Source organism: Streptomyces sp. NBC_00557 (assembly GCF_036345995.1).
Classification (GTDB): Bacteria; Actinomycetota; Actinomycetes; order Streptomycetales; family Streptomycetaceae; genus Streptomyces.
In genome coordinates this window covers 3,152,886-3,165,075 of the sequence record NZ_CP107796.1, presented here as the reverse complement: position 1 = coordinate 3,165,075, position 12,190 = coordinate 3,152,886, and the positions used below count along the sequence as shown (strand labels likewise).

At 71.6% G+C, this 12,190-nt stretch carries 10 protein-coding genes; 6 read left to right on the top strand and 4 right to left on the bottom strand.

What is annotated here, in order from left to right; translation table 11 throughout:
• Positions 1-5 precede the first annotated feature (5 nt).
• The 3 genes from OG956_RS13285 to OG956_RS13275 all read right to left on the bottom strand — a co-directional run bounded on the left by OG956_RS13285 (position 6) and on the right by OG956_RS13275 (position 3,556).
• Positions 6-1,148 (bottom strand): acyltransferase family protein, encoded by a 1,143-nt coding sequence (locus OG956_RS13285; protein ID WP_330338185.1) that lies wholly within the window; start codon positions 1,146-1,148, stop codon positions 6-8.
• Between the two features lie 99 nt (positions 1,149-1,247).
• Complete coding sequence (locus OG956_RS13280; RefSeq protein WP_330338184.1) at positions 1,248-2,582, bottom strand: alpha-2,8-polysialyltransferase family protein; 1,335 nt, start codon at positions 2,580-2,582, stop codon at positions 1,248-1,250.
• Positions 2,579-3,556 (bottom strand): glycosyltransferase family 2 protein, encoded by a 978-nt coding sequence (locus OG956_RS13275; RefSeq protein WP_330342828.1) that lies wholly within the window; start codon positions 3,554-3,556, stop codon positions 2,579-2,581. The genes OG956_RS13280 and OG956_RS13275 overlap by 4 nt, the downstream gene beginning before the upstream one ends.
• Before the next feature lie 198 nt (positions 3,557-3,754).
• Between OG956_RS13275 and OG956_RS13270 the strand changes: the two genes are divergently transcribed.
• The 4 genes from OG956_RS13270 to OG956_RS13255 are packed head-to-tail and all read left to right on the top strand — an operon-like array spanning position 3,755 to position 8,505.
• Positions 3,755-5,077, top strand: a complete 1,323-nt coding sequence (locus tag OG956_RS13270; RefSeq protein WP_330338183.1) for a DUF6716 putative glycosyltransferase — start codon at positions 3,755-3,757, stop codon at positions 5,075-5,077.
• A gap of 41 nt (positions 5,078-5,118) precedes the next feature.
• Positions 5,119-6,348, top strand: a complete 1,230-nt coding sequence (locus OG956_RS13265) for an N-acylneuraminate cytidylyltransferase (RefSeq protein ID WP_330338182.1) — start codon at positions 5,119-5,121, stop codon at positions 6,346-6,348.
• Positions 6,349-6,361: 13 nt separating this feature from the next.
• Positions 6,362-7,300, top strand: a complete 939-nt coding sequence (locus OG956_RS13260; protein WP_330338181.1) for an N-acetylneuraminate synthase family protein — start codon at positions 6,362-6,364, stop codon at positions 7,298-7,300.
• Between the two features lie 38 nt (positions 7,301-7,338).
• Positions 7,339-8,505: a hypothetical protein gene (locus OG956_RS13255; RefSeq protein WP_330338180.1), complete on the top strand. Its 1,167-nt coding sequence runs from the start codon at positions 7,339-7,341 to the stop codon at positions 8,503-8,505.
• A 99-nt stretch (positions 8,506-8,604) separates the two neighbouring features.
• On the opposite strand, the gene OG956_RS13250 is transcribed toward OG956_RS13255, so the two are convergent.
• The gene (locus OG956_RS13250) at positions 8,605-9,282 is read right to left on the bottom strand and encodes a class I SAM-dependent methyltransferase (protein ID WP_330338179.1); all 678 of its coding nucleotides are present in this window, start codon (positions 9,280-9,282) and stop codon (positions 8,605-8,607) included.
• 234 nt (positions 9,283-9,516) lie between these two features.
• Between OG956_RS13250 and OG956_RS13245 the strand changes: the two genes are divergently transcribed.
• Complete coding sequence (locus tag OG956_RS13245; RefSeq protein WP_330338178.1) at positions 9,517-10,752, top strand: M20 family metallopeptidase; 1,236 nt, start codon at positions 9,517-9,519, stop codon at positions 10,750-10,752.
• 310 nt (positions 10,753-11,062) lie between these two features.
• Positions 11,063-12,121, top strand: a complete 1,059-nt coding sequence (locus OG956_RS13240; protein WP_330338177.1) for a BMP family lipoprotein — start codon at positions 11,063-11,065, stop codon at positions 12,119-12,121.
• Positions 12,122-12,190 lie beyond the last annotated feature (69 nt).

Sequence of the window (12,190 nt, the reverse complement as noted above, 5' to 3'; positions counted from 1 at the left end):
CCGGTTCAAAACCCAGGACGAGGTGAACGGCTGCCCAACTTCCGGTCCTTCAGCGCCCGCTTCAGCCGGGGACCGAGCGGCCGCTCCACGAACCGGTGGATCAGCCAGGCCGACAGCAGCATCCCGGCCACGGTCACCGCCAGCGTCGGCCACGCCGGCAGGCCGAGCCCCCGGTGCAGCACCCGGATGACGAACCAGCCGAGGTGCTCGTGGACCAGGTGGAACGGGTACGTCAGCGCGCCCGCCGTCACCAGCCAGGGCCAGGAGGCCCACCGGGTCCAGCCCACCGCCACCGCGGCGACGGCGGCGAAGGCGGCGGTGACGACCAGGACGACGACGTACGGGTCTCGGTGCGGATGCGGTCCCCACAGCCCCTGGGTGGCCGCGCTCTGCGCGAGCAGCCAGGACATCGCGACGACGCCCCAGGCGAGCAGGTCGCCGCCGAAGCGGTGGATCAGATACAGCGCGAGACCGCCGACGAAGAAGGGGGCGTACTCGGGCATGACCACCTGGTTCAGCAGTGCGTCGCCCGAGGAGCGGCACAGGACGGCCGCCGTCGTCCAGACGGCGGCGAACAGCACGACCCGGCGGTAGGTCACCCCGCGCAGGACGACGAGCAGCGCGAACAGCACGTAGAAGCGGACCTCCACCCACAGCGTCCAGCACACGCCGAGGACCCGGGTCGCGCCCATCGGCTGCTGCAGCATCGTCAGGTTGACGAGGAACTCGTCCAGGCGGACCGGGCGGACCACCACCGGCAGGGCGATCGACGCCGCCGTGACCAGCAGCAGGGCCACCCAGTAGGCGGGGTAGAGGCGGGCGACCCGGGAGCGGAAGAAGTCGCCGAGGGTGCGGCCCCAGCTGCTCATGCAGATCACGAAACCGCTGATGACGAAGAAGAACTGCACACCGAGGTTGCCGTAGACGGCCGCCCGGGACAGCACGGGGAAGAGGCGGGCCGGACTCGCGTGCCAGGACGCGGAGACCGTGCCGCCGCGCCCGGTGTAGTGGTAGAGGCAGACCATCAGGGCGGCGACGAGCCGCAGGCCGTCCAGCGCGAGCAGCCGGCCGCGCGGTCCATGTGCGGGGGCCGTTCCGCGGGTGGGGGGTGCGGGAACGGCGGCGAGAGCGGGGGATGAAACAGCCATGGTGCAAGGCGCCTTGCCGGAACCCGGCGCCTCACACCATCGACCGAGCCGTCCGGCCGACTGTTCGTCAACCTGTCAGCGGCCGTTCACCTGAGAGGGTCAGCGGCGCACCGAGTTGCGCAGACTGCGCGCCTTCTTCGCCATCCGGCGCACCGTCGCGTTGCGCGGGATGAACGCCAGCTGCGCGGGCACCCCGCCGGGCAGCGCCAGCGAGGACAGCCGCCGGCGCTTGAAGTAGCGCATGGTGTGCTGGTTCAGGTTCGCGGCGAGCCAGGTCTCGGCGTGCCCGCGCAGCCTCGGGTGGATCTTCGGCTGCATCGCGAAGCCCACCGCGCCGATCAGCGCGCCGAGCGCCGCCACGTCCGTCCCGGCGCGCTGCTCGGTGACCGCGGCACGGTCGCCGAGGTCGGGCAGCAGCGCGTCCACGATGGTCACCGGGATCCGGTTGCTGTTCTCGTACGGCGTCAGCTGCTCCAGCAGCAGCTCCGTGCCGACGCGGGCGACCGGCAGGCCGTACAGCGCCTGCGCCGTGAGCAGGGCGGTGGAGAAGCAGCCCACGACCAGCGCCGGACGCATGCGCTGGTACAGCACCTCGGCGAGGACCGGGGTGTCGAGCACGGTCAGCTCCACCTTCAGCCGCTCCGCCTCCTGCTCCAGCAGCCGGGTGAAGCGGGCCGGGGCGGACGGGTGCGGCTTGAACACCACCTTGGTGTGGCCGAGCGCGGCGGCTCCCTTCAGCATCCGCACATGGAGCTTCTCCTCCTGCTCGGCGGTGAGGATCTCCAGCGCCGACAGGTACTGCCCGAGCAGCAGCGCGGGCTCCTCGATCCCGGGCAGCTCATCGCCCACCGGCGCCAGTTCGGCGAGGACCTTGGTGAAGGCGGCGGTCGGCACCAGCTCGCCGGGCACGCCGAACTCGGTGAGCAGCAGCGGCTTCAGACCCGGGACCAGGTCCAGGTGCAGCACCCGGTCCACGCGGGTGCCGACCAGCGGGTCGATCTTGTTGCGGGTGGGGCCGTAGCTCATCAGGCCGTCGGCGTAGACGGTCACCGGGGCGCCGGTGAAGATCTGCGCGAGGCCCAGCGCGGGGTTCACCTGGATCGACTCGACGGCCAGCTCCACGTCGTCGTCGGCGAGCCGCCACTCGTGGCGCAGGAAGCGTTCCCACAGCGGCAGATCGTCCCCGCGGGGCGTCCAGCCGCCGGGGTGGAACGGGAAGATGGTCTCGTTGTACGAGATCACCTCGTCGAACCGGTCGCGCAGCCGCTCGAAGCCGGGCGCCTCGTCCAGCGCGGGCGTGGTCTCGGGGGTGGCCGCGTTGTTGCAGACCAGCAGGATCCGCCGGTCGGCCGGGCGGAAGCAGCCGGAGTCCAGGGCGGCGGCGAGCGTGGCCGTGCCGTACAGCGTCGACGCCTGGAAGATCTGGGTGGTCACGCGGCGGCCCCCGCGGGAGCGGGACGGCGGCGCAGCCGGCGCAGCTTGGTGGCGCGCTGGAGGTCCATGGAGTCCAGCGCCTCGTCCAGTACGTCCTGCGGCATGCGCCGCAGGGCCGCGGCACTCATGGATTTCAGTTTCTTCGCCACCGCGGGCTCGAACCTTTCGATGGATCCCAGATGATGGGAAATGATGGCGCAATAGGTGCGGACGGCCTTCGGCAACAGCTGTTCGGCGTCCCGGTCCTGGGCGGTTTCCGCGATGACCTGATCGAACGCGCGAATGAAGTCGAGTTGCCGTACGTCGCCGATCTGGGTGAGCGAGGAGGCCACCCCGCGCCGGTAGAACACGCCGAGCAGGCTCACCGCGGCGAAGGATTCCGCCTCCCGGTGCAGCTTCCAGATCCACGGCCGGTCCTCGGCCGTGCGCAGTCCGTCGGTGAAGTGCAGCAGCCCCTTGTCCACCAGCCGGCGGTGGTAGACCCCGGCCCACGCGAACGCGTAGTCCACGGACGTCGACCGGTCGGTGGGCAGGATCGCCTCGCGCGGGTCCATCACCACGTTCCGCCGGCCGACCGGCACCCGGTTCACCGTGCGCGACCGCGCGGTGCACTGCACATGGTCGGTGCGGACGAAATCGCAGCCCAGGTCCTCGATGGCCGTCACCAGCCGCGCGAAGTAGCCCGGGGCGAGCCAGTCGTCGCCGTCCAGGAAGGTCAGGTACTCGCCGCGCGCCCGGTCGATGCCGGTGTTGCGGGCGGTCGCGAGCCCCCCGTTCTGCTCGTGCCGGACGAGGACCGCCCCGGGCAGCTCGCGCTCCGCGCGCGCGAGAATCTCTGGCGTCCCGTCGCGGGAACAGTCGTCGACGAGAATGAATTCGAAGTCCTCACGCGCGTTCGCCTTCAGGCTCCTGAGCGTGTCGGGCGCGTATTGCTGCACGTTGTAGAACGGCACGATGACGGAGAGCTTGACCACGGCTTGAACGTTAGGACGAAGCCCGTCATTCGTCTTGACCGTCCGCTTGATGCGGAGTGAACGGCACGTGGCGAAGCTGTGAACCGGACGCTTTTCCGGCCTTCCCGCGGCCCGATTCGCCATTCGGCGATGTGCTGTTAACCGTTTGTTGCATTCGGGTTGGGCGGAACCTCGGAATGGCTTCCTAGCGTCTTCGGCGTGCCAGCAAGTGCTACGAAGTCCCTGCGGGTCGCCGTCCTCGCCGATTCCGACACCCGGTGGAAGTGGGGCGCGCTCACCGCGCAGCGCCTCGCCCCCACGGACGCCGGGATCCGGCTCGACGGCTACCTCCTGCGGGGACGCGCCACCCCGACCGCCCGTCAGCTGAAGGAGGTCGGCGTCCGGGCGGACTCCCTGCGTGAGGTCACCGGCGTCGAGTTCCTGCGCGCGATGGGCGACTCCGGCGAGGACCCGTACGACATCCTCGTCCTCGCGCTCGTCGGCGGCGGCGTCCAGGCGATGCTGCACGGACTGCGCGCCGCCTGGGCGGGCGCCGGCAAGCGCCCCGTCGTCGTCACCGGATACGTCGGTGTCGTCTACGAGAAGCTCGCCGACGGACTGCTGCTGCGGCACGGCGCGGACCTCGTCCTCGCCAACTCCCGCCACGACGCGGACCGGTTCCGGGCCGTGTACGAGGGCGTGGGCGCCGACGCCTCCGCGGTCACCGAGGTCGCCCTGCCCTTCCTCGGCGGGGCGCCGTACACCGGCGAACACGAGCCGTACACCGTGGTCTTCGCGGCCCAGCCGTCCGTCCCGGACAGCCGCAAGGACCGCACGTACCTGCTGAACCGGCTGATCGAGCACGCCCGCAGGCACCCCGAGCGCGAGGTGCTGCTGAAGCTGCGCTCCAAGCCGGGCGAACACACCACCCACATCGAGGAACTGCCGTACCAGAAGCTGGCGCAGGGCAAGGACCTGCCCGCCAACTTCCGCCTGGTGTACGGCCACATGGGCGAGGTGCTGGACCGCACCGACCTGCTGGTCACGGTCAGCTCCACGGCCGCCCTGGAGGCCCTGCATCGCCGCATCCCCACGGTGATCCTGACCGACCTGGGCGTGCGCGAGGTGCTCGGCAACCACCACTTCACCGGCTCCGGCTGCCTCGCCTCCTGGGACCAGCTCGACGCCGGGCACCGGCCGGCGCCGGACGAGGAGTGGGTGGCCCGGCAGGGGGTCGCCGCCGACGGCTCGTACGAGAGGGCCTTCGACGCCGCCCGCGAACGCATCGCCAAGCTGCTCGACCGCCCCGGCGGCCTGCCCCCCCTCACCCCCTACTACACCCCCGAGACCGCGCCCGGCTATCTGCCCGGCATCCTCGCCCGGCACCACCTCGGCCCCGACGGCGTCCCGCTGCCCGGCGCGCCCGCCGCCGACAAGGAGCCCGGACCGGTCCGCCAGATCGTGCGCCGCGCCGCGCGCGGCGCCTACCGCCACGGCGTGCAGCGGGTCGCCCCGGTGATCCGGCGGATGGGAGAGCTGTGACCACCCTCCAAGGCTTCCAAGGGACCATCCAAGGAGACCCCATGTCCAACCCGGAAGCGGGCCGAGGCGCGACGGTGCGCCGCGTGCTCGCGGTGATCCCCGCCCGCGGCGGCTCCAAGGGCGTGCCCGCGAAGAACCTCGCGCCCGTCGGCGGCGTCCCGCTGGTGGCCCGCGCGGTCCGCGAGTGCCGGGCCACCCGGCTGGTGACCGACGTCGTCGTCTCCACCGACGACCAGGCCATCGCCGCCGCCGCCCGGGAGGCCGGCGCCGAGGTCGTGCTGCGGCCCGCCGCCATCGCCGGGGACACGGCGACCTCCGAGGCCGCGGTCCTGCACGCCATGGACGCCCACGAAGCCCTGCACGGCGCGCCCGTCGACGTGGTCCTGCTCGTGCAGTGCACCAGCCCCTTCATCGTCCGCGAGGACATCGACGGGGTGGCCGGCGCGGTCGTCGAGAACGGCGCCGACACGGCCGTCACCGTGGCGCCCTTCCACGGCTTCATCTGGCGCGAGGCCGACGCCGAGTCCGAGGGCGGGGTGGGGGTCAACCACGACAAGTCCTACCGCCCGCGCCGCCAGGACCGCCCCCAGGACTTCCTGGAGACCGGCGCCGCGTACGCGATGGACGCGGCCGGCTTCCGCGAGCACCAGCACCGCTTCTTCGGCCGTACGGAACTCGTGCGCACCGACCCCGCGCGCGTGCTGGAGATCGACGACCCGCACGACCTCGCCCGCGCCCGCGCGCTGGCCCCCCTCTTCGACGCGGACCGCCCCGGTTCGCTGCCCACCTACGACGACATCGACGCCGTAGTCCTCGACTTCGACGGCACCCAGACCGACGACCGGGTGCTGATCGACTCCGAAGGACGGGAGTTCGTCTCCGTGCACCGCGGCGACGGACTCGGCATCGCGGCCCTCCGCCGGAGCGGCCTGAAGATGCTGGTCCTGTCCACGGAACAGAACCCTGTGGTGGCCGCCCGCGCCCGGAAGCTCCAGCTCCCGGTGCTGCACGGCATCGACCGCAAGGACCTCGCGCTGAAGCAGTGGTGCGAGGAGCAGGGCATCGCGCCGGAGCGCGTGCTCTACGTCGGCAACGACGTCAACGACCTGCCGTGCTTCGCCCTCGTCGGCTGGCCCGTGGCGGTCGCGAGCGCCCACGACGTCGTACGCGGCGCCGCACGCGCGGTCACCACCGTTCCCGGCGGTGACGGCGCGATCCGAGAGATCGCCAGCTGGATCCTCGGCCCCTCTCTCGATTCCCTCCCCAAGTAAGGACATCTCCCTGATGAGCACCAACTCCCGTCTGCGTACGTTCGGTTCCCGCGAGGTCGGCCCGGGCAAGCCCGTCTACATCTGCGGCGAGATCGGCATCAACCACAACGGTGAGCTGGAGAACGCGTTCAAGCTGATCGACGTGGCCGCCGCGGCCGGCTGCGACGCGGTCAAGTTCCAGAAGCGCACCCCGGAGATCTGCACCCCGCGCGACCAGTGGGACATCGAGCGCGACACCCCCTGGGGCCGGATGACCTACATCGACTACCGCCACCGCGTGGAGTTCGGCGAGGACGAGTACCGCCAGATCGACGAGTACTGCAAGGAGAAGGGGATCGACTGGTTCGCCTCCCCGTGGGACACCGAGGCCGTCGCCTTCCTCGAGAAGTTCGACCTGCCCGCCCACAAGGTCGCGTCCGCGTCCCTGACCGACGACGAGCTGCTGCGCGCCCTGCGCGCCACCGGCCGCACCGTCATCCTCTCCACCGGCATGTCGACCCCGAAGCAGATCCGCCACGCGGTCGAGGTCCTCGGCTCCGACAACATCCTCATGTGCCACGCCACCTCGACCTACCCGGCGAAGGCCGAGGAGCTGAACCTCCGCGTGATCAACACGCTGGAGAAGGAGTACCCGAACGTCCCGATCGGCTACTCCGGCCACGAGACCGGCCTGCAGACCACGCTGGCCGCGGTCGCCCTGGGCGCCGTGTTCGTCGAGCGCCACATCACCCTCGACCGCGCCATGTGGGGCTCCGACCAGGCCGCCTCGGTGGAGCCGCAGGGCCTGGAGCGCCTGGTCCGCGACATCCGCGTCATCGAGGCCTCCCTGGGCGACGGCGTCAAGAAGGTCTACGACTCCGAGCTGGCCCCGATGAAGAAGCTGCGCCGTGTCGCCGGTGTCGTCGCCGAGGCGGAGATCGCGGCGGCGGCGGGCGAGCCGGTCACGGTCTGAGTGTTCTGATCCCCTTACGACGGGACGGTCGTACGCCGATGAGCCCCCGCGCCGGTCACGCCGGCCACCCTCCCCGCACGCTCGCCTTCGTGGAGAGCCCGGTCCAGCTGCTGAACGTGCTGGAGTGGGCGCACCTGCACGGACTGCGCGGCGCCGAGCAGGACCCGCTGCCGGGCTCCGGCCCGCTGCCTTCCGTGCCGGCGCAGCTGCGGCGGACGGCGGCCGGCGACCGGGCACCGGCCGGCGCGGACCTCACGGTGGTCGTCCTGTCTCCGACCGACCCCATGACCCGGGGCCAGCTGCGCCGTATGGCGGACCTGGCCCGGGACGAGGGGTACCGGGTGCGCTGGGAGGACGCGCGCGGCGGCACGGCCGCGCCGTTCTCGACGATCGGCGGCCTCGCGGGCCCGCTGCGCAGGGCCGGCCGGATCGTCATGGGAGACCCGTTCTCCCGGTACGTGCAGCTGCTGCTGACGATCACCCGGGCCCAGGACCTGGTCGTGGTCGACGACGGCACCGCGACGATGGAGTTCGTCGCCCAGCTCGCCCGCGGCGAACGCCTGGTGCGCTGGCACCGCAAGGGCGGCCGCCCCGGCGCGAGGGACCTGCTCTTCGCCCCGGTGTCCTCCTCGGCCCGCCGCCGGCTCACACCGAGCGCGCGCCGCAGGGTGGAGATCTTCTCCTCCATGCCGGTGACCGAGGCCCCGGACGGGGTGACGGTCACCGCGAACGACTTCTCCTGGACCCGGGCCCGCTTCGGGCCGCCGCGCATCTCCAAAGGCGCGGACATGGTGGGCACGTCCCTGGTGGAGACGGGAGTCGTGGACGGCGAGGCCTACCTGGAGGCGGTCCGCCACCTGTCCAAGACCCACGGCGCGACACGCTACTTCGCGCACCGCAGGGAGAGCGCGGAGAAACTCCACCGGCTGGCCGCCGAGACCGGCCTGGAGATCGTCCGCCCCGATCTCCCCCTGGAACTGATCGCCCGCCGGGGCCCCATAGGCCGTACGGTCCTCAGCTTCCCCTCCACGGTCGTCCACACCCTGCCGCTCGCGCTGGCGGGCACCGGGGTGCGGGTCGCGGTGTGCGACATCGACCCGACCTGGCTCACGGAGAACGCGTCCCCGCGAGCGCAGGGCTTCCTGTCGGGCGTGACGGGCACGGCCCGCGACGTACACCGCCTGGCGGCGGTGAGCCCGGCCTGACCAGGCCCCAGCGGGGTCAGAGGCTGAGCCCGCAGTACCCGCGCCGCCGACGGCGAGGGCCGAACCCGCGCAGCCGGCGCCACCGCCGGCAGCGCGGGCTCAGCTCTTGCGGGCCAGGACGAAGGCGCGGGCCCGGGTCTCCTCGCCGGCCGGCTCGCGGCGGATCGTCGCCACCAGTTCCAGGCCCGCCTCCGTCAGGAACGCGGTGATCTGCTCCGGGGTGCGCCAGTAGTAGTCGAGGTCGATCTCGTGGCCGAAGCGCTCCGGCAGGTGCAGACTGCCGGGCGCGTCGGTCGTCTGGAAGGCGAGGAGGGCGTGCCCGCCGGACTGCAGGGTGCGGTGGAATTCGGCGAACGCCGCGGGCAGGCGGTCGTCGGGCACGTGGATCGTCGAGTACAGGGCGAGGATGCCGCCCAGGGTGGCGTCCGGCAGGTCCAGGGACGTCATGGAGCCGATGTGGAAACGCAGCCGCGGGTAGCTCTCACGGGCGAGCGCCACCATGGCCGGGGAGAGGTCGACGCCGAAGGCGGGGACGCCCAGCTCGTCGAGGAGCGCGGTGACATGGCCGGGGCCGCTGCCCAGGTCGGCCACGGGGGCCGTGCCGTGCCGGGTGACCAGCTCGGCGAACGCGGTGATCACCGTCCGGTCCAGGGGGTGCCAGTCGCCGGCCGGGAACTGCGCGGCGTAGTCCTTGGCGATCGCGTCGTAGGAGGCGCGGGTCGTGCGGAGGAAGGGTTCGGTCGCGTCGGCGGGCAGGTTCTCGGTCGCGTCGGTCACGACTGCGGACCCTAGCGGGAGGGAGGCCGCGCTGTAGTCCGGTTCGTGGACATGGCGAGCGTGACTGCAGCGAGGCGTGGTATCCGTGGAAGGAGGAAAGAAGGGTTCTACCCATCAGTGTCCGCCGCCATGCGTCCGCCGGTCAGATTTTATTCCCCTAACGGGCTGAACTTTTGTTGATCGAGGGGTACTTGATCAGCCGGGCGTCCTACCCTTCAGAGGGTGAAGCAATTGATGTCCCTAGAGTCCGAGGCCGGCCTCGCGGGGGATGTGCTCCCCGGCGTGCTGAGCGAAGCCCTGCACGCCGAGCTCGTCGCCTTCCGTCGCGACCTGCACATGCACCCCGAGCTGGGCAATCAGGAGTTCCGTACGACCGCCGCGATCAAGGAGCGGCTGGAGGCGGCCGGACTCCGGCCCCGGGTGCTCGCCAAGGGCACGGGACTCGTGTGCGACATCGGCCCGGGGGAGGGCGCGCGGTCCTCCCTCCCGCTGCTGGCGCTGCGCGCGGACATCGACGCCCTGCCCATCCCCGACACCAAGGACGACTGCCCGTACCGGTCGACCGTCCCCGACCGGGCGCACGCCTGCGGCCATGACGTGCATACGACCGTCGTGCTCGGCACCGGGCTCGTCCTCGCCGACCTGCACGCCAAGGGCCTGCTGCCCCGGCCGGTGCGGCTGATCTTCCAGCCCGCCGAGGAGGTGCTGCCCGGCGGCGCGCTGGACGCCATCGAGGACGGGGCCCTCAAGGGGGTGGAGCGGATCCTCGCCGTGCACTGCGACCCGCGGCTGGACGCCGGGAAGATCGGGCTGCGGCACGGAGCGATCACCAGCGCGTGCGACCGGCTGGAGATCGCCCTGGACGGACCCGGCGGGCACACCGCCCGGCCGCATCTGACCACCGACCTCGTCACCGCCGCCGCCCGCGTCGCCGTCGACGTGCCCGCGCTGATCGCCCGCCGCGTCGACACCCGCGCCGGGCTGGTCCTCACCTGGGGCCGGATCGAGTCGGGCCACGCGCCGAACGTGATCCCGCAGCACGCCGAGCTGTCCGGGACCATCCGCTGCCTGGACCTGGAGGCCTGGCGGCAGGCCCCCGACATCGTGCACGCGGCCATCGACGAGGTCGCCACCCTGCACCGCGCCAAGTCCGAGATCACCTATGTGCGCGGGGTGCCGCCGGTCGTGAACGACCGCGAGTCCACCGACCTGCTGCGCCGGGCCATGGCCGCCCGCCGCGGCCGGGACTCCGTCGAGAGCACCGAGCAGAGCCTGGGCGGCGAGGACTTCTCCTGGTACCTGGAGCAGGTTCCCGGCGCCATGGCCCGCCTCGGGGTGCGGCGGCCGGGCGACCGGATCGTACGCGATCTCCACCAGGGCGACTTCGACGCCGACGAGCACGCGATCAAGGTCGGCGTGGAGATGTTCACGGCGGCGGCCTTCCTGGAGCCCAACGGCGCGCAGGGCTGAGGCCCGCCCTCCGCGCAGCGCCCCCGGAGTGCGCCCCCGGCGGGGCCCGGGGGCGTTTCGGCGGCGTGCGCAACACGGTCGTAAGCCATTCGTGCACGCTCCGCAACACCGCGCGCGACGGGTCGAGAGCGCGAGTTCAGGCGCTGTTTGCCTCGAATCGATAACGGCTTCGAGAGGGGGTTTTTTGCGACATCTACGCGCGTTACGATGCCGCGAAGCCGACGCCGCCGGGGCGTTCCGGCTCGAGCACTGGCATGGTGCTCACATCAAGCGCCGACACGGCGCTCAGGTCAGGTGAAGGAGCCTTCCCGTGCGCCGGGTAGCCAAGATCTCCGCTGCGTGTGCCGCCACCGCAGCCCTCGCACTGACTGCCACCGCGTGTGGCAGCACGTCCTCCGACAACAACGCCTCCTCCTCCGCCTCCTCGGGCGGCGGCAAGGGCATCAAGATCGGCCTCGCCTACGACGTCGGCGGCCGTGGTGACCGCTCGTTCAACGACTCCGCCGCGCGCGGCGCCGACAAGGCCAAGAGCGAGTTCGGCGGCTCGATCAAGGAGCTGACCGCCAAGACCTCCGACACCGAGGCCGACCGCGAGCAGCGGCTGTCGGACCTGGCGGACGCGGGCTACAACCCGATCGTCGCCGTCGGCTTCTCCTACGCTCCGGCCGTGACCAAGATCGCCGCGAAGTACCCGAAGACCAGCTTCGGCATCGTCGACTCGGTCGTGAACGCCAAGAACGTCGACAGCATCACGTTCACCGAGGAGCAGGGCTCCTACCTCGCCGGTGTCGCCGCCGCGCTGAAGACCAAGAAGGACCACGTCGGCTTCATCGGCGGTGTCGACGTCCCGCTGATCAAGAAGTTCGAGGCGGGCTACGTCCAGGGCGTCCACGACACCAACCCGAAGGTCAAGGTCCAGGTCCAGTACCTGAGCCACGGCTCGGACACCTCCGGCTTCTCCAGCCCCGACAAGGGCAAGGAGGCCGCGCAGGGCATGCTGGACAACGGCGCCGACGTGATCTACTCGGCCGCCGGCTCCTCCGGCAACGGTGCGATCGAGGCCGTGCACGGCGCCAAGGGCGCGTGGGCCATCGGTGTGGACTCCGACCAGTACAACATCCCGGGTCTGGCCCAGTACAAGAGCTCGATCCTGACCTCCATGGTCAAGAACGTCGACGTCGGCGTGTACGACTTCATCAAGTCCGTCCACGACGGCAAGCCGCTGGTCGGCCTCAACACCTACTCGCTCGCCAAGAACGGCGTCTCGCTGTCCACCAGCGGCGGCTTCATCAGCGACATCCAGCCCAAGCTGGACGCCGCGAAGAAGAAGATCGTCGACGGCCAGATCAAGGTCAAGACGACCCCGTGACCCGACCGGTGCGGCCGACCGCCGACCAGGCGGTCCGGACGCACCGCCGGACCTGAGGCTCGGCGCGGG

What these genes read in the sequence shown, in the direction of transcription:
- OG956_RS13285 (WP_330338185.1), bottom strand. Translation starts at nt 1,148, where the DNA reads ATGGCTGTTTCATCCCCCGCTCTCGCCGCCGTTCCCGCACCCCCCACC.
- OG956_RS13265 (WP_330338182.1), top strand. Translation starts at nt 5,119, where the DNA reads ATGTCCAACCCGGAAGCGGGCCGAGGCGCGACGGTGCGCCGCGTGCTC.
- OG956_RS13260 (WP_330338181.1), top strand. Translation starts at nt 6,362, where the DNA reads ATGAGCACCAACTCCCGTCTGCGTACGTTCGGTTCCCGCGAGGTCGGC.
- OG956_RS13255 (WP_330338180.1), top strand. Translation starts at nt 7,339, where the DNA reads ATGAGCCCCCGCGCCGGTCACGCCGGCCACCCTCCCCGCACGCTCGCC.
- OG956_RS13245 (WP_330338178.1), top strand. Translation starts at nt 9,517, where the DNA reads ATGTCCCTAGAGTCCGAGGCCGGCCTCGCGGGGGATGTGCTCCCCGGC.